Source organism: Streptomyces sp. NRRL F-2664 (genome assembly GCF_000719345.1).
In the GTDB taxonomy this organism is placed as follows: domain Bacteria; phylum Actinomycetota; class Actinomycetes; order Streptomycetales; family Streptomycetaceae; genus Streptomyces.
On the sequence record NZ_JOFX01000021.1, the window covers coordinates 91,962 to 112,587 of the forward strand.

General features: G+C 71.8%; 20 protein-coding genes and 1 riboswitch. Of the genes, 8 read left to right on the forward strand and 12 right to left on the reverse strand.

The features are described from left to right. Positions 1-21: 21 nt before the first annotated feature. The 4 genes from groL to thrC all read right to left on the reverse strand — a co-directional run bounded on the left by groL (position 22) and on the right by thrC (position 4,204). Positions 22-1,641: a chaperonin GroEL gene (gene groL / locus IF89_RS0119745; protein WP_030769508.1), complete on the reverse strand. Its 1,620-nt coding sequence runs from the start codon at positions 1,639-1,641 to the stop codon at positions 22-24. Positions 1,642-2,011: 370 nt separating this feature from the next. After that, entirely contained in the window at positions 2,012-2,218 is a 207-nt protein-coding gene (locus IF89_RS0119750) for a cold-shock protein (RefSeq protein WP_030009783.1), read from the reverse strand. Between the two features lie 396 nt (positions 2,219-2,614). Further along, positions 2,615-2,893, reverse strand: coding sequence for a MoaD/ThiS family protein (locus IF89_RS0119755; RefSeq protein ID WP_030769511.1), 279 nt, complete (start codon positions 2,891-2,893; stop codon positions 2,615-2,617). 36 nt (positions 2,894-2,929) lie between these two features. Then, a complete protein-coding gene (gene thrC, locus IF89_RS0119760) occupies positions 2,930-4,204 on the reverse strand; it encodes a threonine synthase (protein WP_030769514.1) in 1,275 nt (424 codons plus the stop codon). A gap of 17 nt (positions 4,205-4,221) precedes the next feature. Then, positions 4,222-4,379: riboswitch (SAM riboswitch) on the reverse strand. A gap of 185 nt (positions 4,380-4,564) precedes the next feature. On the opposite strand from thrC, the gene IF89_RS0119765 reads away from it, so the two are divergent. Together IF89_RS0119765 and IF89_RS0119770 are read left to right on the forward strand one after the other, a co-directional pair. Further along, the gene (locus IF89_RS0119765; RefSeq protein WP_030769517.1) at positions 4,565-5,515 is read left to right on the forward strand and encodes a glucosyl-3-phosphoglycerate synthase; all 951 of its coding nucleotides are present in this window, start codon (positions 4,565-4,567) and stop codon (positions 5,513-5,515) included. A gap of 68 nt (positions 5,516-5,583) precedes the next feature. Next, positions 5,584-6,945 carry an alpha,alpha-trehalose-phosphate synthase (UDP-forming) gene (locus IF89_RS0119770; RefSeq protein ID WP_030769520.1) on the forward strand — a complete coding sequence of 454 codons (1,362 nt, stop codon included), beginning with the start codon at positions 5,584-5,586 and terminating at the stop codon, positions 6,943-6,945. A gap of 143 nt (positions 6,946-7,088) precedes the next feature. Here IF89_RS0119770 and otsB read toward each other — a convergent pair whose 3' ends face one another. The 3 genes from otsB to IF89_RS0119785 are packed head-to-tail and all read right to left on the reverse strand — an operon-like array spanning position 7,089 to position 9,555. Further along, on the reverse strand, positions 7,089-7,937 hold the full coding sequence (gene otsB, locus IF89_RS0119775; protein ID WP_030769522.1) for a trehalose-phosphatase: 849 nt from the start codon (positions 7,935-7,937) through the stop codon (positions 7,089-7,091). A gap of 39 nt (positions 7,938-7,976) precedes the next feature. Continuing rightward, on the reverse strand, positions 7,977-8,213 hold the full coding sequence (locus tag IF89_RS0119780) for a DUF3263 domain-containing protein (protein ID WP_030769524.1): 237 nt from the start codon (positions 8,211-8,213) through the stop codon (positions 7,977-7,979). Between the two features lie 43 nt (positions 8,214-8,256). Continuing rightward, positions 8,257-9,555, reverse strand: a complete 1,299-nt coding sequence (locus IF89_RS0119785) for an extracellular solute-binding protein (RefSeq protein ID WP_030769527.1) — start codon at positions 9,553-9,555, stop codon at positions 8,257-8,259. A gap of 176 nt (positions 9,556-9,731) precedes the next feature. Between IF89_RS0119785 and IF89_RS0119790 the strand changes: the two genes are divergently transcribed. The 3 genes from IF89_RS0119790 (at position 9,732) to IF89_RS0119800 (ending at position 12,870) form a co-directional block, all read left to right on the forward strand. Beyond that, positions 9,732-10,664 carry an ROK family protein gene (locus IF89_RS0119790; protein ID WP_030769529.1) on the forward strand — a complete coding sequence of 311 codons (933 nt, stop codon included), beginning with the start codon at positions 9,732-9,734 and terminating at the stop codon, positions 10,662-10,664. Next, the gene (nagA, locus tag IF89_RS0119795) at positions 10,664-11,815 is read left to right on the forward strand and encodes an N-acetylglucosamine-6-phosphate deacetylase (RefSeq protein WP_030769532.1); all 1,152 of its coding nucleotides are present in this window, start codon (positions 10,664-10,666) and stop codon (positions 11,813-11,815) included. Before IF89_RS0119790 ends, nagA begins: the two co-directional genes overlap by 1 nt. Positions 11,816-11,952: 137 nt before the next feature. Continuing rightward, complete coding sequence (locus IF89_RS0119800; RefSeq protein ID WP_030769535.1) at positions 11,953-12,870, forward strand: 1-phosphofructokinase family hexose kinase; 918 nt, start codon at positions 11,953-11,955, stop codon at positions 12,868-12,870. Positions 12,871-12,883: 13 nt separating this feature from the next. Here IF89_RS0119800 and IF89_RS0119805 read toward each other — a convergent pair whose 3' ends face one another. Both IF89_RS0119805 and cdgB read right to left on the reverse strand, forming a co-directional pair. Beyond that, complete coding sequence (locus tag IF89_RS0119805; protein ID WP_030769538.1) at positions 12,884-13,915, reverse strand: CBM35 domain-containing protein; 1,032 nt, start codon at positions 13,913-13,915, stop codon at positions 12,884-12,886. A 68-nt stretch (positions 13,916-13,983) separates the two neighbouring features. After that, positions 13,984-15,735: a diguanylate cyclase CdgB gene (gene cdgB, locus IF89_RS0119810; protein ID WP_030769541.1), complete on the reverse strand. Its 1,752-nt coding sequence runs from the start codon at positions 15,733-15,735 to the stop codon at positions 13,984-13,986. A gap of 301 nt (positions 15,736-16,036) precedes the next feature. On the opposite strand from cdgB, the gene IF89_RS0119815 reads away from it, so the two are divergent. Next, positions 16,037-16,603 (forward strand): flavin reductase family protein, encoded by a 567-nt coding sequence (locus tag IF89_RS0119815; protein WP_030769544.1) that lies wholly within the window; start codon positions 16,037-16,039, stop codon positions 16,601-16,603. A gap of 48 nt (positions 16,604-16,651) precedes the next feature. Here the strand turns inward: IF89_RS0119815 and arfB are convergent, their stop codons facing one another. Beyond that, positions 16,652-17,077 carry an alternative ribosome rescue aminoacyl-tRNA hydrolase ArfB gene (gene arfB / locus IF89_RS0119820; protein ID WP_030769549.1) on the reverse strand — a complete coding sequence of 142 codons (426 nt, stop codon included), beginning with the start codon at positions 17,075-17,077 and terminating at the stop codon, positions 16,652-16,654. Positions 17,078-17,233: 156 nt separating this feature from the next. On the opposite strand from arfB, the gene IF89_RS0119825 reads away from it, so the two are divergent. Both IF89_RS0119825 and IF89_RS0119830 read left to right on the forward strand, forming a co-directional pair. Further along, positions 17,234-17,809: a TerD family protein gene (locus tag IF89_RS0119825; RefSeq protein ID WP_030769551.1), complete on the forward strand. Its 576-nt coding sequence runs from the start codon at positions 17,234-17,236 to the stop codon at positions 17,807-17,809. An 87-nt stretch (positions 17,810-17,896) separates the two neighbouring features. Further along, positions 17,897-18,421 (forward strand): GNAT family N-acetyltransferase, encoded by a 525-nt coding sequence (locus IF89_RS0119830; protein ID WP_030769555.1) that lies wholly within the window; start codon positions 17,897-17,899, stop codon positions 18,419-18,421. Positions 18,422-18,462: 41 nt separating this feature from the next. On the opposite strand, the gene IF89_RS0119835 is transcribed toward IF89_RS0119830, so the two are convergent. Beyond that, on the reverse strand, positions 18,463-19,893 hold the full coding sequence (locus tag IF89_RS0119835; protein WP_043194145.1) for a M1 family metallopeptidase: 1,431 nt from the start codon (positions 19,891-19,893) through the stop codon (positions 18,463-18,465). A 32-nt stretch (positions 19,894-19,925) separates the two neighbouring features. Beyond that, on the reverse strand, positions 19,926-20,486 hold the full coding sequence (locus IF89_RS0119840; protein ID WP_030769557.1) for a GlcG/HbpS family heme-binding protein: 561 nt from the start codon (positions 20,484-20,486) through the stop codon (positions 19,926-19,928). Positions 20,487-20,626 lie beyond the last annotated feature (140 nt).

The window sequence follows — 20,626 nt, forward strand, 5'->3', positions numbered from 1 at the left end:
CAGCCGATCGACCGGGGTCGATCAGAAGTCCATGTCACCGCCCGGCATGCCGCCCGGAGCGGCCGCGGCCTTCTCCGGCTTGTCGGCGATGACGGCCTCGGTGGTCAGGAACAGCGCGGCGATCGACGCGGCGTTCTGCAGCGCGGAGCGCGTGACCTTCGCCGGGTCGATGATGCCCTCGGCGATCATGTCGACGTACTCGCCGGACGCGGCGTTCAGGCCGTGGCCGATCGGGAGGTTGCGCACCTTCTCGACGACGACGCCGCCCTCGAGACCACCGTTGACGGCGATCTGCTTCAGCGGGGCCTCCAGCGCGAGCTTCACGGCGTTGGCGCCGGTCGCCTCGTCACCGTCGAGCTCCAGCTTCTCGAAGACCGCGGAGGCCTGCAGCAGGGCCACGCCACCACCGGCGACGATGCCCTCCTCGACGGCCGCCTTCGCGTTGCGGACGGCGTCCTCGATGCGGTGCTTGCGCTCCTTGAGCTCGACCTCGGTCGCGGCACCGGCCTTGATGACGGCCACGCCGCCGGCCAGCTTCGCGAGGCGCTCCTGGAGCTTCTCGCGGTCGTAGTCCGAGTCGGAGTTCTCGATCTCGGCACGGATCTGGTTCACGCGACCGGCGACCTGGTCGCTGTCGCCGGCACCGTCGACGATGGTGGTCTCGTCCTTGGTGATGACGACCTTGCGGGCGCGGCCCAGCAGGTCCAGGCCCGCGTTCTCGAGCTTGAGGCCGACCTCCTCGGAGATGACCGTGCCGCCCGTGAGGATGGCGATGTCACCGAGCATGGCCTTGCGGCGGTCGCCGAAGCCCGGGGCCTTGACGGCGACGGACTTGAAGGTGCCGCGGATCTTGTTGACGACCAGGGTCGACAGGGCCTCGCCCTCGACGTCCTCGGCGATGATCAGCAGCGGCTTGCCGGACTGCATGACCTTCTCCAGGAGCGGCAGCAGGTCCTTGACCGAGCCGATCTTGGAGTTGACGATCAGGATGTACGGGTCGTCGAGGGCCGACTCCATACGCTCCATGTCGGTGGCGAAGTACGCCGAGATGTAGCCCTTGTCGAAGCGCATACCCTCGGTGAGCTCCAGCTCCAGACCGAAGGTCTGGGACTCCTCGACGGTGATGACGCCTTCCTTGCCGACCTTGTCCATGGCCTCGGCGATGAGCTCGCCGATCTGGGTGTCGGCGGCGGAGATGGAGGCCGTGGAAGCGATCTGCTCCTTGGTCTCGACATCCTTGGCCTGGGCGAGCAGGGCGGCGGAGACGGCCTCGACGGCCTTCTCGATACCACGCTTGAGGGCCATCGGGTTGGCGCCGGCGGCCACGTTGCGCAGGCCCTCGCGGACGAGCGCCTGGGCGAGCACGGTGGCGGTGGTCGTACCGTCGCCGGCGACGTCGTCCGTCTTCTTGGCGACTTCCTTGACCAGCTCGGCGCCGATCTTCTCGTACGGGTCCTCGAGCTCGATCTCCTTGGCGATGGAGACACCATCGTTGGTGATCGTGGGGGCGCCCCACTTCTTCTCAAGGACGACGTTGCGACCCTTGGGGCCAAGGGTGACCTTGACGGCGTCGGCGAGCTGGTTCATCCCACGCTCAAGGCCGCGCCGGGCCTCCTCGTCGAACGCAATGATCTTGGCCATCTGAAGTGGTCCTCCCGGACAGCGGTGGATTGCTCCCAGGACCGCGCCCGCGCCCGCGACGGACGGCCTGCGTGCCCGGCGGTTCCTTCCCACCGGACCCTGCGGGCCTCACCGACCCGGTCCTCGTTCAGTAGCACTCTCACTCGTAGAGTGCTAACGCCAATGATTAGCACTCGACCCCCGAGAGTGCAAGCGGCTTCGAGGAAGCGCCGGTGAGGTGCGGCGGTCGGGTGACGGGTGGCCGCAGGCGGCTTCGGCGCAGGCGCGGGCGACACGCGAGGGGCCCACATCCCGTGGCGGGATGTGGGCCCCTCGTAGGTCTTCCGGGTCTTCGACGGAAGACCGAGCGTCGGTGGTCGAGGCTCCGGGACTAGCCGAGCGCGAGCTTGACCATGTCCGCCTGCGGACCCTTCTGGCCCTGCGAGATCTCGAACTCGACCCGCTGACCCTCTTCAAGGGTGCGGTACCCGTCCATCTGGATGGCGCTGTAGTGGACGAACACATCCGCACCACCGTCGACCGCGATGAAGCCGTAGCCCTTCTCCGCGTTGAACCACTTGACGGTGCCCTGAGCCATGCCTAACTCCCCTATTACTGGCCCTTGCGCGGGAACGCACTTCGCGTTCCCGGGTCAGAACTTGCGTCGGAACGCTTCGACCGAGGCTGAATGTATCTGCGCGAGTGCTGTCTGCAACAGGTCAATCCGACGAGAAATCTGGACACCGAGAAACATTGAAATAGAGTGAAAATTTGGCATGTTCCAGGGCAACTCGGGCCCGACATATCTCGCCAAAGCCCCATACCGCGCCCGCACATTGGCCCGATGTCGACCCTCACGCGACCCGTTCATATGCAGCGGGCAAGTCCAGCGGAGGGGACTTCCCCAACTCTACCGTGCCCAATCAAGCAGAATTACCCCCTCCACTTTTAGCGGAGGGGGCAATTTCGGTTTCTCGGCCGGGCTCTGCCCGGATCAGCAGCCGCCCGCGACGGCCGGAATGATCGAGACGCCGGCGCCGTCCGGCGTCACCGCCTGCAGCCCGCCCTCGAAGCGCACGTCGTCGTCGTTGACGTAGACGTTCACGAAACGGCGGAGCTTGCCCTGGTCGTCCAGGACGCGCGCGGCGATGCCCGGGTGGTTCTTCTCCAGGGACTCGATGACCTCGGCGAGGGTCGCGCCCTCCGCCGGGACCTCGGCCTGTCCGCCGGTGTAGGTGCGCAGGATGGTGGGGATGCGGACGTTGACGCTCATGGCGCTACTGCCTTTCCGGTAGTGCGGAGGGAGGGGTCAGGCCAGGCCGGCGGCGCGGAACGCGTCCAGGCTGGGGCGGATGGTGGCGGTCTGGCCGCTGTCCGCGGCGACCGCCTCCAGGGTCTTCAGGCCGTCGCCGGTGTTGAGGACGACGGTGGTCAGGGTCGGGTCGAGCTGCCCGTTCTCGATGAGCTTCTTCGTCACGCCGACGGTCACGCCGCCCGCGGTCTCGGCGAAGATCCCCTCGGTCTGCGCGAGGATCTTGATGGCCTCGACGACCTGCTCGTCCGTCACGTCCTCGACGTAGCCCCCGGTGCGGCGCGCGATGTCCAGGACGTACGGGCCGTCCGCCGGGTTGCCGATCGCGAGGGACTTGGCGATGGTGTTGGGCTTCTGGGGGCGGACCACGTCGTGACCGGCCTTGAAGGCCGTCGAGACCGGGGAGCAGCCCTCGGCCTGGGCACCGAAGATCTTGTACGGCTTGTCCTCGACGAGGCCGAGTCCGATCAGCTCCTGCAGGCCCTTGTCGATCTTCGTCAGCTGGGAGCCGGACGCGATCGGGATGACGAGCTGGTCGGGCAGCTGCCAGCCGAGCTGCTCGCAGATCTCGTACGCCAGCGTCTTGGAGCCCTCGCCGTAGTACGGGCGCAGGTTGACGTTGACGAAGCCCCAGCCCTCGCCCAGCGGGTCTCCGATGAGCTCGGAGCAGAAGCGGTTGACGTCGTCGTAGTTTCCCTCGATGCCGACCAGGTCGCCGCCGTACACACCGGCCATGACGACCTTGCCCTGCTCCAGGTCGTGCGGGATGAACACGCAGGAGCGGAAGCCGGCCCGGGCGGCGGCGGCGCCGACGGCGCCGGCCAGGTTGCCGGTGGAGGAGCAGGACAGGGTGGTGAAGCCGAAGGCGCGGGCGGCCTCGACGGCGATGGCCACGACGCGGTCCTTGAAGGAGTGCGTCGGGTTGCCGGAGTCGTCCTTGACGTACAGCTTGCCGGTGACGCCCAGCTCCTTGGCCAGGTTCGCGGCGTCGACGAGCTTGGTGAAGCCCGGGTTGAGGCTCGGCTTGGACGCCACGTCGGCGGGGACGGGCAGCAGCGGCGCGTAACGCCAGATGTTGGCCGGGCCGGCCTCGATCGCCGCGCGCAGGGCCTCGGGGTCGCCGGCCGGGAGCTCGTAGGCGACCTCCAGCGGTCCGAAGCACTCGGCGCAGGCGAAGAGGGGACCGAGCTCGAAGCGGGTACCGCACTCACGACAGGAAAGAGCGTTGGCAGGTCCGAGATCGACAGAGGTGGCGACAGTCTGTGCAGCCATGATGGCGAGGCCCTTTCTCCTCATCTTCCCCATGGCGCATTTCGCCATGAGACGGAATTGGCACCTTCCCTAGCCGGGGACCTCGTCGACGAGCGCTGCTGCGCGATCGCGAGAACCGACTGGAGGGTTGCCGGGGCTTCAACGGGCCGTGTCCCTCTGCCCCTCTGGATGAGCGGTATGGCACCGGCACACGCGCTCTGTGGCGCGCCGGTGCGTTTGTACGCGGGGGACCCCGGCATGCGGTGGTCCTTCGCGTTGTTCAAGACTGTAACCGAAGGGCCGGGCGGTTGAGACAGCCGTCCGAACCGCGAGATGGATCACATAAAGGCCCATAACGCCGACATGCAGGGAGTGCTGAGGGTGCTGGAAGAGGTGGAGCGATGGCTGGCCGACCGCTCCTGGTCCGCCGCCGACCGACCGCTCGACCAGCTGCTCGACCTCAAACGGGCGGCCGGGACCACGGTCAGCGTGGTGCTGCCGGCGCTGGACGAGGAGGCCACCGTCGGCGCGATCGTCGAGGTGATCCGGCGTGAGCTGATCGAGGGACTGCCCGTCCCCCTGGTGGACGAGCTGGTCGTGATCGACTCCGGGTCGGCCGACCGGACCGCCGAGGTCGCGGCGAAGGCGGGCGCCCGCGTGGTGCACCGCGACGAGATCCTGCCGAGGATCCCGGCCGTGCCCGGCAAGGGGGAGGTGCTGTGGCGCTCCCTGCTGGTCACCGGCGGGGACGTGGTCTGCTTCGTCGACGCCGACCTGCGGGACTTCTCCGCCGCCTTCGTCTCCGGCATCGTCGGCCCGCTCCTGACCGACCCCGAGGTCCAGTTCGTCAAGGCCATGTACGACCGCCCGCTGGGGGACGCCCCCGGCCAGGGCGGCCGGGTCACCGAGCTGGTCGCCCGCCCGCTGCTGAACCTGCACTGGCCGCAGCTGGCCGGCTTCGTGCAGCCGCTGGGCGGCGAGTACGCCGTACGGCGCTCCCTGCTGGAGCGGCTGCCGTTCCCCGTCGGCTACGGCGTCGAGCTGGGCCTGCTCGTCGACGCGCTGCACACCGTGGGACTGGACGCGCTGGCCCAGGTGGACGTGGGCGTGCGGCTGCACCGCCACCAGGGCGGCCAGGCCCTGGGCCGGATGGCCGCGGCGATCTACCGGACGGCGCAGGTGCGGCTCTCGCGCGGGCACCTCGTCCGGCCGGAGCTGACCCAGTTCGAGCGGGGGCCGGAGGGCTTCGTACCGCGGACGTACGCGGTGGACACCGAGGAACGGCCGCCGATGCTGGGCGTGCAGGAGTACGGCCGGCGCCACGTCGCATGACGTGTCCGGCCACGTCGCACGACGTGTCCATACGTTTGAGCGAGCGCCCGCCGGGCTAGGTTCGGCGCATGGCTTCTCAGGTACTCGTCGCCGCGAACCGCGGCCCGCTCTCCTACGCCCTCTCCGACGACGGCACCCTCAGTGCCCGGCGCGGCGGGGGCGGTCTCGTCTCCGGGCTGTCGGCCGCCCTCGCGGAGCAGCCGGGGGCGCTGTGGATCTGCGCGGCACTGTCGGAAGCGGACCGGGAGGCGGTCCGCCGGGGCGTCTCCGAACCGGGTGTCCGGATGCTGGACATCGATCCCACGATGTACGACAACGCGTACAACGGCATCGCGAACTCGGTGCTGTGGTTCACCCACCACCACCTGTACGACGTCCCCCGCGAGCCGGTCTTCGACGCGGAGTTCCGCCGCCGGTGGGACTCCTACACCGCCTACAACGAGGCCTTCGCGCGTGCTCTCGCCGAGGAGGCGGCGCAGGGAGCCCGGGTGCTGGTGCAGGACTACCACCTGGCCCTGGTGCCGGGGCAGTTGCGGGAGCTGCGGCCGGACCTGCGGATCGCGCACTTCACCCACACGCCGTGGGCGTCGCGCGAGTTCCTGGAGATGCTCCCGGCGGACGTCCGGGAGCAGCTGGTGCGCGGGATGCTCGGGGCCGACGTGGTGGGCTTCCACACGCGGGCCTGGGCCGACGCCTTCGAGGACGCCGCGCGCGGGGGTGACGAGCGGCGCGTGGCCGTGTACCCGCTGGGCGTGGACGCCGAAGAACTGCGGGCGCTGGCGCACCGGCCGGAGGTGGACGAGAAGCTGGCCGGGCTGCGGGCGGAGGTCGGGGACCGCAGGACGATCGCCCGGGTGGACCGGACGGAGCTGTCGAAGAACATCCTGCGGGGCCTGCTGGCCTACCGGGAGCTGCTGCGGCTCCACCCCGAGTGGCGCGGCCGGGTGGTGCACCTGGCCTCGGCGTACCCGTCGCGGCAGGACCTGAAGGTGTACCGGGACTACACGGCGGACGTCTCGGAACTGGCGGCGGAGATCAACGCGGAGTTCGGCACGGGGGACTGGCAGCCGGTCCTGGTGTCCGTGAAGGACGACTTCTCGCGGTCGCTGGCGATCTACCGGATGGCCGACGTGGCGCTGGTGAACCCGGTGCGGGACGGGATGAACCTGGTCGCCAAGGAGATCCCGGTGGTGTCGGAGGCGGGCTGCGCGGTGGTGCTGTCGACGGGGGCCGGGGCGTACGAGGAGCTCCGCCAGGACGCGCTGACGGTGAACCCGTACGACGTGTCGGCGACGGCCGAGGCGCTGCACGCGGCGCTGGCCATGCCGGACGCCGAGCGGGCGGAGCGCACCAAGCGCCTGGCGGCGGCCGCCACGACCCTTCCCCCGGCCGCCTGGTTCGAGGCCCAGCTCGACGCCCTGCAGACCTGACGGATCAGACCGGGCGCCGCTGCCGGGGCTCCGCCCCGGACCCGCGCCCCCCCCCGGGTCGTTTCAGCCCCTCCGGCGTTCGAGGAGCGGGGGCTCGGCGGCAGCGCACCCGCAGCGGCGGCGCGCCACCGCAGCTCGGGGGTTCAACCCCGCAGGGTTGCGGCCAGGGCGGCCAGGAAGGCGGCCACGGAGCCCGGTCCGGGGAGGACCAGGTCGGCGCGGGCGGCGAGCTCGGGTACCTCCGCCGAGCCGCTGCACACCAGCAGCCCCGGCAGCCCCTCGGCCCTCCGCTTCTCGACGGCCGAGTACGCGGCGAGGTCGCCCAGGTCGTCCCCGGCGTAGAGCACGGTCTCGGCGTCCCGCTCCGTCAGGAACTCGGTCAGGGCGACGCCCTTGTCCATGCCCGGCGGCCTCAGCTCCAGCACGGCCCGCCCCGGCTCGACCATGAGCCCGTGCCGGGCGGCCAGGTCGGTCAGGGGTTCGCGCAGCGCCGCGAAGGCCGCCACGGGGTCCTCGGCGCGCCGGGTGTGGACGGCGAGGGCTCGGCCCTTCTCCTCGATCCAGGTGCCCCGCCAGGCCCCGATGGAGTCCAGGAACCCGGGCAGTTCGGCCCGTACCGCCGCCACCCCGGGGTGCTCGGCGGGGGCCTGGACGAGGCCGGTCACCGCGTCCCAGCGTTCGGCTCCGTAGTGGCCGAGGACGACGAGATGCTCCAGTCCGGGCACCCCGGCGAAACCCCCGTGGCGCACGGCGACGCCGGCGGGCCGCCCGGTGACCACGGCCACCGCGTCCACCTCGGGGGCGAGCACCGAGAGCGCGGGCACGGCGTCGGGATGTGCCCGCGCCTGGTCCGGGTCCGGGACGATGTCGGCGAGGGTCCCGTCGAAGTCCAGGGCCACCACGGACCGGCGTGGTGCGCGGAGCAGGGCTTCGAGTCCCTCGCGCCCGGCTGCGGTGACGGGCGACGGCAGATCGTACGGATGGCTCCCCATACGCACGACCCTAACGGCCCGGCGGGGCGACGGCTACGGCTACCGCCGGGCTCGCTGGGCCTCGCGGATCCGGCGCAACCGGTTGACCGTGCCCGGGGCGTGGGCCAGGGCCCGTGGATCGTCCATCAGCGCGTTGAGCAGCTGGTAGTAGCGGACGGGGGTCATCCCCAGTCCTTCCCGTATGGCCCGCTCCTTGGCTCCGGGCCCGGGCCAGGTGCGCGCCTCGTACGCGAGCACCGCGGCCTCCGCGGCCGTCAGCTGCCCCTCGTCCGTCATACCGCCACATTAACGCCGCCGTACGACAGACGGCGGCGCCGGGTCAGCGCGGTTCCGCCGCGCGCGCCGCCTCGGCGATGTCCTCCAGCACCTTGGCGGGCTGGCCGCCGGGCTGGACGGTCTTGCCGATGTTCTGCTTGATGTCCTCGCTGACGCCCGCCCACGACTTCTTGCCGACGGGGTACAGGCGGGAGCCGGGCAGGGCGGCCAGGAAGGGCTTCAGCTGGACCGCCGGGCCGCTGGTGGCGGCCTGCTTGGCCTGGTAGCCGGTGGTGGTGGCGGGCAGCAGGTCGTACTTGTCGGTGAAGGCCGTCACGTTCTTCGGCTGGTACAGGTAGTCGAGGAACTTGCCGGACTCGGCGCGGTGGCCGTTCTTGAACGCCATGATCCAGTCGGCGACGCCCATCGCCGGCTGCGGGGAGCCGTCGGAGGTCGGCAGCGCGACCATGCCGAACTTCACGCCCTTGGCCTCGGCCTGCTTCATCAGCGTGGGGTGGCCGTTGAGCATGCCGACCTCGCCCTTGGTGAAGGCCTCGAAGGCGGCCTGGCGGTCGAGCTTGCCCGGCTCGACGGGGCCGGTCAGTCCTTGGCCGACCAGCTTGTCGCGCAGGAACTCCAGCGACTTGACGTTGTCGGCGGAGTCGATGGAGTAGCCCTCTTCGTTGTCGGTGTAGCCGCCACCGCCGGCGAGCATCCACATCATCGTCTCGGCCTGGGCCTCCTCGCGGCCCAGCGGCAGCGCGAAGGGGGTGGGCACGCCCGCGCCCTTGAGCTTCTTCGCCGCGGCCTCCAGGTCCGCCCAGCTCTTGGGCTGCCAGCCCTTGGCGTCCTTGGCGATCACACCCGCGTCGGCGAGGAGCTTCTCGTTGTAGAAGAGCAGCCGGGTGCTGGAGACGAAGGGCATGCCGTACTGGACCTGCTTGACCTTCCCGGCGTCCGCCAGCGGGGCGAGGAAGTCGGCCTCGGTCTTCACGGAGAGCAGCTCGGCCGCGGAGTACAGCTTGTCGGCGGCGGCGTAGTCGGCGTAGGCGCCGATCTGGGCGATGTCGGGGGCCTTGCCGGCCTTGACCATCTCGGCGACCTTGGCGTCGACCTCGGACCAGGAGTAGACGTCGACGTCGACCTTGACGCCGGGGTGGTCCTTCTGGAAGCCGTCGGCGATCTCCTTCCAGTAGGCCGCCGAGGAGTTCTGCGGATTGTCCCCGTAGTCGGCCGCCACGACCCGCAGGGTCACCTCGTTGTCTCCGGTGAGTCCGTCGACGGCTCCGCAGCCCGTCAGCGTCACAGCGGTCAGGCACAGCGCGGCGCCCGACGCGGCCAGGCTCAGGTAACGGCCCTTCACAGGTATCGATCCACCCCTAGTTGTACGTACGATCCACGTAAGGTCTACACCACTTTGGCGGCTCGTCCACATCCGGCTCCCCCTGGGGGCGCCCGATTTGTATGGCCACTCAACAATCCCCCTCAATGGACTAGACCTTTCCCCGTGAAGCACGCGAGACTGTCTCTGTGAAACCCGTGAAACACGTCATCGCCCTCGATGTGGGCGGCACCGGGATGAAAGCCGCCCTGGTCGCCGCCGACGGCACCCTGCTGCACGAAGCGCGCCGCGCCACCGGCCGCGAGCGGGGCCCCGACGCCGTCGTCGAGACGATCCAGGACTTCGCCGCCGAGCTCCTCGCCACCGGCCGGGAACGCTTCGGGCGGGCCGCCTCGGCCGCCGGGGTCGCCGTCCCGGGCATCGTCGACGCCGACCGCGGGACCGCCGTCTACGCGGCGAACCTCGGCTGGCGCGACGTACCGCTGCGCGCGCTGCTCGCCGCACGCCTCGGCGGGATCCCGGTGGCCCTCGGCCACGACGTGCGCACGGGCGGGCTCGCCGAGGGCCGCATCGGCGCCGGCCGGGGCGCCGACCGCTTCCTCTTCGTGCCGCTCGGCACCGGCATCGCCGGCGCCATCGGCATCGCCGGCCGCATCGAGGCCGGAGCCCACGGGTACGCGGGCGAGATCGGGCACATCGTGGTCCGCCCCGGCGGCCCCGACTGCGGCTGCGGGCAGCGCGGCTGTCTGGAGACCCTCGCCTCGGCCGCCGCCGTCAGCCGCGCCTGGGCGGCCGCCTCCGGCGACCCGGCGGCCGACGCCGCCCACTGCGCCAAGGCCGTCGAGTCCGGCGACGCGCGCGCCCGCGAGGTGTGGCTGGCCGCCGTCGCAGCCCTCGCCGACGGGCTGGTCACCGCCATCACCCTGCTGGACCCGCGCACGCTGATCATCGGTGGCGGGCTCGCCGAGGCGGGGGAAACCTTGTTCACACCACTACGGAAGGCCGTGGAGGAGCGCGTGACGTTCCAGCGGCTCCCCCACATCGTTCCGGCGGCCCTCGGGGACACCGCCGGCTGCCTGGGCGCAGGGCTGCTCGCCTGGGACCTACTCGCCACGGAGGTACCGGCCTGATGTCCGGAAGCGCACACAGCACTGTTCTCTCCGGCGCCAGGGTGGTGCTGCCCACCGGGACCGTGGCGGGCGGCCGGGTCATCGTCGAGGGCGACCGCATCGCCGGCAGCGCGGGCGAGGGCGCGCAGACCGTCGACCTGACCGGGCACTGGATCGTCCCCGGCTTCGTGGACATGCACAACCACGGCGGCGGCGGCGCCTCCTTCACCTCCGGCACCGCCGAGGACGTCCTGCGGGGCGTGCGCACCCACCGCGCGCACGGCACCACCACCCTGGTCGCCTCCACCGTCACCGGGGACCTGGACGAACTGGCCCGGCGGGCCGGGCTGCTGGCCGAGCTGACGCAGGCGGGCGAGATCGCCGGCATCCACTTCGAGGGGCCGTTCATCAACCCCTGCCGCAAGGGCGCCCACAAGGAGGACCTGCTCCGCGATCCCGACCCGGCCGAGGTCCGCAAGCTCATCGACGCCGCGCACGGCGCCGCCCGCATGGTCACCCTGGCCACCGAACTGCCGGGCGGCCTGGACTCCGTACGGCTGCTGGCCGAGCACGGGGTCGTCGCCGCGATCGGCCACACCGACGCCAGCTACGAGCAGACACGCGCCGCCATCGACGCGGGCGCGACCGTCGCCACCCACCTCTTCAACGCAATGCCGGCCCTCGCGCATCGCGAACCCGGCCCGATCGCCGCCCTCCTGGAGGACGAGCGGATCACCGTCGAGCTCATCAACGACGGCACCCACCTGCATCCCGCCGCCCTCGAACTGGCCTTCCACCACGCCGGTGCGCACCGGGTGGCGCTGATCACCGACGCCATGGACGCGGCCGGCTTCGGCGACGGGACCTACCACCTCGGTCCGCTGGAGGTCGAGGTCAAGGGCGGGGTGGCGCGCCTCGTCGAGGGCGGCTCCATCGCCGGCTCGACCCTCACCCTGGACACCGCCTTCAAGCGCTCGGTGACCCTCGACAAGCTGCCCGTGGAGTCCGTGGTCCAGGCGATCTCCGCCAACCCGGCCGCCCTGCTCGGCCTGTACGACGAGATCGGCTCGCTGGAGCCCGGCAAGTACGCGGACCTCGTCGTCCTGGACGCCGCCTTCGACGTCCGGGGCGTCATGCGGCGCGGCGAATGGGTCGTCCGGCCGGACGCCTGAGAACCGCCTCCGGCCGCCGCTCCCCAGGCCGTGCCGACGGCCGACCGGCTGGTCGCGCACAGGTGGTCGGCCCGTAGGGCTGGGCCGACCGCCCCGCGTTTGGCATGATCCCGGCAGCAACAGACCCGGGGGTGCCCATGATCCTGACCGTGACGCTCAACACCGCGCTCGACGTCACGTACCGCGTGCCGCGGCTGCTTCCGCACGCCTCGCACCGGGTCACCGCCGTCACCGAGCGGCCCGGCGGCAAGGGCCTCAACGTCGCCCGCGTCCTGGCCGCCCTCGGCCACAAGGTGACCGCGACGGGCTTCGCCGGCGGCCCGGTCGGCGCCGTCGTCCGCGCCATGCTGGCGGCGTCGCCCGGGGTGGTGGACGCGCTGGTGCCCTGCACGGGCACCTCGCGCCGCACCCTGGCCGTGGTCGACGAAGCCTCCGGCGACACCACGCAGTTCAACGAGCCGGGTCCGCCGATCACGCCGGCCGAGTGGGCGCGGTTCCTCACCCACTACGAGGAACTGGCGGCCGGGGCCCGGGCGGTGGCCCTGTGCGGCAGCCTCCCGCCCGGCGTGCCCGTGGGCGCGTACGCGGTGCTCGTACGGGTGGCCCGCGCGGCCGGGGTCCCCGTGCTCCTGGACACCAGCGGCGAGGCCCTGCGGCGCGGGGTCGCGGCCCGTCCCGAGATCATCAAGCCGAACGCCGCCGAGCTGGCCGAACTCACCGGCTCCCGCGACCCGCTCCCCGCCACCCGCGACGCCCGCCGCCGCGGAGCGCACGCGGTGGTCACCTCGCTGGGGCCGGGCGGCCTGCTGGCCGCCACCGCCGCGGGCACCTGGCAGGCGGCCCCGCCGCGCCCGCTGTCCGGCAACCCCACCGGAGCCGGCGATTCCGCCGTCGCCGGCCTGCTGTCGGCCCTGGCGGAGGACCTGGACTGGCCGGACCGCCTGACCCGCGCGGTCGCCCTCTCGGCGGCCACGGTCCTGTCCCCGGTGGCGGGCGAGTTCGACCCCCGCACCTACGAGGAGGTACGGGGGTCGGTGAAGGTCACGCCGGCCTAGGGCGCGGCACGGGTCAGCCCTGTTCCAGCCAGAGCTGGTCGAGGACGACGTCGCACTGGTTGCCCGCCTCGCACGAGATCCTGATCGTGTTGGCGCCCTGCTTGAGGTCGACGAGCGAGTAGGTGTTGGTCCACCCCTTGGCCCAGTCGCCCGGGGCGGCCTTGGAGAAGTTCGCCATGTTGACCGGCCGGGTCTGCGCCTCACCGTTGACGGTGAGCGTGGTGCTGGCGTCCTTGCCCGGCACCCCGTAGGTCATCTTCAGCTTGTACTTGCCCGCCTTGGGGACGTCCACCGACCAGGTGGCGGCCGCACCGACGGCGTTCAGGCCGGTCACGTACTGGCCGTTCTCGCTCTTCGCCCCCGGCAGCGTGTTCTGCAGGTTCGCGCCGCCCGTGAGGGACATGCCGCTGCCGCCGAAGTCCGCCTTGGGCAGCGGCGCCTGCGAGGGCTTCGCGCTCGGAGTGGGGCTCGCCGGGTTGGGCGGGGCCGCCGACTGCTGGCCGCCGTTCGCCGTGTCCTGGCCCTTGTCCTCCGGCTTGTCCCGGTCGCCGAAGGCGAGGGCCGCGCCGATGCCGATCACGACCGCGCCGACCACCGCGACAGCCGCGATCAGCAGCCCGCGCCGGCTGGAGGCACCGCCGCCCACCCTGCGGCCACCGCCCGCTCCGTGGCCGCCGGCGTGCGAGATCGTCTGGGTCTGCCCGGCCTGCGGCTGCTGCGGAACGCCGTACCCGCCCGCCTGCAGCGCCTCGGGCGCCTGGTACTGGGCCTGGTAGCCGGGGCTCTGCTGGGGGACGGGGCCGCGCTGGCCGCCGCCGTTCCTGCGCTCGCCGACCGTCCGCACCTGGTGGTGCGAGGTACGGGGGACACCGGGCTGTGCACCGGGGTGACCGCCGGCCGCGCCGCCGGGATAGCCGTATCCGCCGCCCGACGTGGGCGGGGTGGCTCCGGCAGACTGGCCGTCCGCGTAGAGATAGCCGAACGGATCATCGTCCTCGGGCTTGTTCGCCCCACCGTGCGGGCCGTTGTTCGCGGGCGTCGTCATCGCAGGTCACTCCTTTCGACCCCCGGGAGCCTACCCCGAACAGGTGCCCACACGGGCGACGGACCGCCTCAGCCCGCTCGGCGGTGCGCCTTGGAACGGGACCTCTTCTCGATGTACATCCGCTGGTCGGCGGAGCGCAGCACCTCGTCCGCGGACATGCCGCAGCTGGCCCAGCCGATGCCGAAACTGGCGCCCACCCGCACCGCGCGGCCGTCCACGCGGATCGGCGGGATGATCGCGTTGCGCAGCCGGACCGCGAGGTCCGCGGCGTCCGCGGCGCCGAGGCCGTCGGCCAGGACGACGAATTCGTCACCACCCAGCCGGGCGACGGTGTCACCGTCCCTGACGCCCGTCGTCAGCCGCCGGGCGACCTCGATCAGGACCGCGTCGCCCGTGTGGTGACCGAACCGGTCGTTGATCGACTTGAAGCCGTCGAGGTCGCAGAAGAGCACCGCGAGCCCCTTCGTCCCGTCGTCGACGTCCGTGGCGGGCGCCACCGTGTGCACGTGGTGGTCGTACGGCCCGTCCGTCGCGGCCGTCGGCGCCCCGGGGAAGTCGAAGGGATCGACCGCACCGTACCGGTCGGGTCCGTCGGGCTGGAAGCCGTGTTCGCCGGCACCGCCCCCCGCCTCCGCCCGCACCTCGAACCCGTCGCGCCCGACCTGTCCCCCCTGTCCGCCGTGCGCCTCCCGGCCCTCGAAGGCCGCGTCCAGCGCCTCGATCGCGCTGGCCCGCGCCGACTGCGGCCTGCGGCACAGCCGCGCCCCGAGCCGGGCCCGCAGCTCGGCGCTGTTGGGCAGGCCGGTCAGCGAGTCGTGGCTGGCCCGGTGCGCGAGCTGGAGCTCGTGCCGCTTGCGCTCCTCGATGTCCTCGACGTGCGTCAGCAGGAAGCGCGGCCCGTCGGCGGCGTCGGCGACGACGGAGTTGCGCAGCGAGACCCATACGTACGTGCCGTCCCGGCGGCCCAGGCGCAGCTCGGCGCGGCCGCCCTCGGCGGAGGTGCGCAGCAGGGTGCCGATGTCCTCGGGGTGGACCAGGTCGGAGAAGGAGTAGCGGCGCAGGACGGAGGCGGGGCGGCCGAGCAGCCGGCACAGGGCGTCGTTGGTGCGCAGCAGCCGGCCGTGCTGGTCGCCGCCCATCTCGGCGATGGCCATGCCGCTGGGCGCGTACTCGAAGGCCTGGCGGAACGACTCTTCACTTGCACGGAGGGCCTGTTGCTCGCGCTCCAGGCGGACGAGGGCGCGCTGCATGTTCGCGCGGAGCCTCGCATTGCTGATCGCAATCGCCGCCTGGAAGGCGTACATCTGGAGCGCTTCACGGCCCCAGGCGCCGGGCCGGCGGCCGTTGCGGGGTCTGTCCACCGAAATGACACCCAGTAGTTCCCCGCCGGACGCATACATGGGGGCGTAGAGCCGGTCCTCGGGATGCCACTCGTCCTCGAAGCGCGGATCGGGGCCGTCGGTGTGCCACTGGGGGACGTCGTCCTCCAGGAGGACCCAGCCCTCCGTGTGCGGGATGAAGCGGAGCCCGTCCCAGCACTCACCCATCGTCAGACGGCGCTCCCACGAGGCGCGGGAACCCACGCGACCTGTGATGAGAGCCTCCGCGGCGGGGTCGCCGGCGAAGGCGGCGACGACCAGATCGCCGTCCGGGCGAACGAGGTTGACACAGGCGAGCTCATAGCCGAGGCCCACGACGATGCCGTCCACGACGGTCTGCAGAGTGTCCGCCAGGCTCCGGGCCGTGTTGAGATCGGCCACCACCCGGTGCAGCTGCCGCAGGGTCGCAAGACGGACGTACGGCTCCGACTCGGTCTCCATTGCTCGCTCTCCCCGAGACCTCGACAGCAACTCCAGGTTTGTCATCGGCGTTTCGTTGCGGTGTCCCGTCCACTGAATCACAGTGAGCTGTGCGCCAGGTACACAGGGTCAACAAATCTTGCCCTCTGTGACTCAAGTCACATGAGATGAATAACGGTGCGGACGGAGGGGTTTCTGACTGGGAGCGCTCCCCCACCTTCTCTTGAGCAAACGATACGCCCGGGCCTAGGCCGAGGGGCGGGGGCACGACTCGGACCAGGGCCCGATGTGCCGTACGGGAGGGCGAGATTAGCGTTTCGGCGTGCTGAAGACGACCCCCGTACCCGCCGAGCCCGACGCCAGCCCCCATGCTGAGGGGGTGAGCAATGACGAGTTCCGCGCCGCGATGTCCCGACTGGCCGCCGGCGTGTGCCTGATCACCGCCCACGAGGCCCCGACGGCACCCGGCGGCCCACGGGGCGAGGACGTCGGCATGACGGCGACCGCCTTCCTGTCCGTCTCCCTGGAGCCGCCCCTGGTCCTGGTGAGCCTGCGCGAGGGCTCCCGCATGGACGACCTGCTGGCGGAGCAGCCGCTGTGGGCGGTCTCCGTCCTCGCCGACCACCAGTTGCAGATCGCCGGCCGCTTCGCCATGAAGGGCCGCATCAGCGACCGGCTGCTCTTCGCCGACCTGCCGTACGTGCGCGGCGAGGCCTCCGGCGCGCCCCTGCTGAACGGCGCCCTCGCCACCCTGGAGTGCCGTACGGAGAACCGCGTCGAGGCGGGCGACCACACCCTGGTGATCGGCCGCGTGCTGACGGCCGCCCTGCCGTCCCCGGACTCGGGACCCCTGACGTACTTCCGCGGCCGCTACCGGCACCTGGGCTGAAACCGGGACCGGGCCGGCCCGCCGCGGCGGTCGCGCCGCGGGCGTCGGCTACCAGTCCCGGCCGGTGCGGCCGCGCTTGGTCTCGGCCCGCGCCTTCTTCTCCCGCAGCCGCCGCTCGTTGATCCCGCGCGGGATCTTCGTCGGCCGGCGCTGCTTGGGCGGCGGCGCCGTCGCCTCGGCCAGCAGCGAGGCCAGCCGGACCAGTGCCATCTCCCGGTTGCGCAGCTGCGAGCGGTGCTCGGAGGCCCGGACGGTCACCACCCCGCCCACCAGCCGGCCCGCCAGACGCTCCAGCGCCCGCTCCTTCCACACCTCCGGCAGCGCCTTGGTCGCCCCCAGGTCGAATAGGAGCTCCACCCGCGAGTCCGAGGTGTTCACGTGCTGTCCGCCGGGCCCGGAGGACCGCGAGAAACGCCAGGAGAGCTCTCCCTCGGGGAGCACGACCGAACCGCGGATGACATAGGGACCAGGCATGCCCCTATGATCCGCGGCCGCCCGGCCCGCGTCACCCGCATTTGCCGTCACGCGGAATTCACGCCGGGAACCCGACCGGCCTCTCGTCGCGTTATAGAGGTCAGCGGTAGTTTGACCGCCTGTACGTGCATGTCGGATGAGGAAAGGGACATTCCCATGGCTGTCAGCCTGTCCAAGGGCGGCAACGTCTCGCTCACGAAGGAGGCCCCGGGCCTCGCTGCCGTCACGGTCGGTCTCGGCTGGGACGTCCGTACGACGACCGGTGTCGACTTCGACCTCGACGCCTCGGCCATCGCCGTGAACGCGACGGGCAAGGTCGTCTCCGACGGCCACTTCGTCTTCTTCAACAACAAGTCCACCCCGGACCAGACCATCGTCCACACCGGTGACAACCGCACCGGCGAGGGCGCGGGCGACGACGAGGCGATCAACGTCAACCTGGCCGGCCTCCCCGCCGACGTGGACAAGATCGTCTTCCCCGTCTCCATCTACGACGCCGAGAGCCGCAGCCAGAACTTCGGCCAGGTCCGCAACGCCTACATCCGCGTGGTGAACCAGGCCGGCGGCGCCGAGATCGCCCGCTACGACCTCTCCGAGGACGCCGCAACCGAGACCGCCATGGTCTTCGGCGAGCTCTACCGCAACGGCGCGGAGTGGAAGTTCCGCGCGGTCGGCCAGGGCTACGCCTCCGGCCTCACCGGTATCGCCAAGGACTTCGGCGTCAACGTCTGAGTCCCACCGGTCCGGCGCTGACGGACCCCAGCGCGGGCGAAGCCCCCTCCCGGCCGTCCGGGGAGGGGGCTTCGCTACCGTTCAGAGGTGATCCTCCAACCGCTGGTTCCCGTGGACGGCGCCCTCCCCGGCCCGGTCCTGACCGAGATCGCCGCCCTTTACGCGACCAACCACGCGTTCTTCGAACTCAGCGGCGACTTCCCCGACCCGAACCGCATCACCGTCGAACAGGTCGCGGCCGCACTCGCCGACGAACTCGCCCACGAAGGCGCGGAGATCCTCCTCGCCCGCAGCGCCGGCCGCCTCGTCGGCCTCGCCGCCACCCTGGCCCACGTCCCGGCCGCCGCCCCGGGCGACGACGACCCGTGGATCGGCCTGCTGCTCATCGATGCCACCGCGCACCGCGAGGGCCACGGCCGCGCCGTCGCCACCCTGGTCGAGGACCGCTTCCGCGCCGCCGGACGCACCGGCGTGCAGGTCGCCGTACTCGACAACAACCCGAAGGCATCGGCCTTCTGGAGCTCCCGTGGGTACTCGCCCGTGCGCCGCGCCAAGGACCGCGAACGCGGCCGCGACTGCACGGTCCTGCGCAAACCCCTCGACGCCGGGTAGCCCCGCAGGACGGCGCGGGGCAGGGCGGCGGAGCCGCGGATCTATGCGGGACGGCCCTTGCCGTACAGCCACACGTCCCACACCCGCTTGAGGTCGTGGCCCGTCCGGGCCTGCGCGTAGGCGGTGAAGTCGGCCGTGCTGGCGTTCCCGTGCCGGTGGTCGGCGGCCCAGCCCCGCACCAGGGCGAAGAACTTCTCGTCGCCGACCTCCTGCCGGATCCGGTGCAGGACCATCGCACCGCGCTGGTAGACCGGGCTCGCCGAGATGTCCTCCGGTCCCGGCGGATCGGCCGGAGGAAAGGCCGCCCAGTCGGAGTCGGCGGTCTCGTCGACATCCGTGTCCCCGGTCAGGAGCGCGTCGAAGTGCTGCTGCGCCGTGGGCCCGCCGTGGTCCTCGTCCCACAGCCACTCGGCGTAGGTCGCGAAGCCCTCGTTCAGCCACATGTCCTTCCAGGTCCTCGGCGACACCGAGTTGCCGAACCACTGGTGGGCCAGCTCGTGCAGGACCAGCCCCTCGTCCACGGGCGCACCCGGGTACACCGGCTTGGTCTGCGTCTCCAGCGCGTAGGCGAGCGTCCCGGCCGGCAGCACGACCGCGCCCGCCGTACCGAAGGGATAGGGGCCGAACCGGCGGCTGCCCCACTCGACCATCTCCGACTGCCGTGCCAGCGACGGCTCGCTCGCGGCCGCCTCCTGCGGCGACACCGCGTTGTAGAGGGACACCCCCGAGGGCGTCCGCCCGGTGGTCACCTTGTAGGGGCCGACGACGGCGGTGGCCAGATAGCTCGCCATCGGCTCCGGGTTGTGCCACGCGAACCGCGTCCGGCCGTCGGCGCCGACCTCGGTCCGGGAGGCCAACTCCCCGTTGGAGACGGCCTCGTAGCCGCGCGGGACGGTGAGGGTGATGTCGTAGGCGGCCTTGTCGCTGGGATGGTGGTTGCCGGGGAACCAGGTCATCGACCCGACCGGTTCTCCGACTCCGACCGCGCCGCCCTCGCCCGCGATCCAGCCCTCGCGGGAGCCGTCCGCGTCCGTGAGCGCCTTCGGCCTGCCGCTGTAGGCGACCTCCGTGCGGAAGACCCGGCCCTTCTTCAGGTCGTCGGCCGGGCGCACGGTCAGCTCGTTGCCGGTCCGGTTGAACCGGGCCCGCTCACCGTCGACGCTCACCGCGTCCACGCGCAGACCGCTGAGGTCGAGGTTGAAGGAACTGAGCCCCTGTTCGGCGCGCGCGGTGATGACGGCCTTGCCGTGCAGCACCCCGTCGGCGGGGTCGTAGTCCAGGTCCAGCGCGTAGCGCTCGACCTGGTAGCCGCCGTTGCCGGCCTTCGGAAAGTACGGGTCGCGCAGCCCCGACGCGCCCGGCCGCCCCTGCACCGTGCCCCCCGTGCACGCCGTGGTGACGGCGAGCAGGACGGCGACGGCAGGGGCGGCCAGGCGGGGGAATGCCCGGCGGGGAAGGGTGCGGCGGTCCACACACTCGATCCTAAGCGGGCAAACCGCGCACTTTACTTGCCGAGCGCGTCGACGCCGGCCTTGGCGAACTTCTCGTCCAGGTCGCCACTCGGGGCCCCGGCCACACCGATGCCGGCGACGGGCGCACCGTTCGCCTGGACGGGGGTGCCGCCGCCGAGGAAGAGGGTGCCGGGGATGTCCTTCAGGTTCGGGGCCTGGGCCAGCCGGCCCGCGAGCACCGAGGTCGGGGCGTTCCAGGACACGGCCGTGTAGGCCTTGCGCTGGGCCGACTCGTAGGACTGCGGACCGGCGCCGTCGCCGCGCAGGGTGACGATGGTGTTGCCGTTGCGGTCCACCACCGCGACGGTCACCTTCTGGTTCTCCGCCGCTGCGGCCTGGAGCGCCGCCTGGGCGGCGCGGGTGGCGGCGTCGACGGTCAGGTGCGTCGTCGTGGTGAAGTCCTTGTCGCTCGGGCCGTCCTTCTTCCCCACGACGGCGGCGGGCTGCGCGGTCGTGGCGGCCGGGGTCGCGCTGGCGCTCACGGCACCGAAGGCTCCGGCGCCCAGGGCGACGGCGAGGGCGGTACCGGTGAGAACGCGGGTGCGGGTGTTCATCTCTGCTGCTCCTGAGAACGGTGACACGGTCACGGCATCGGGTCGGTCCGGGCCGGTCGGACCGGCTCCTTCACTGCTCCCACCCCTGTCTCTTATACACATCTGACGCTGCCGACGATATGCAGTGTGTAGATCTCGGT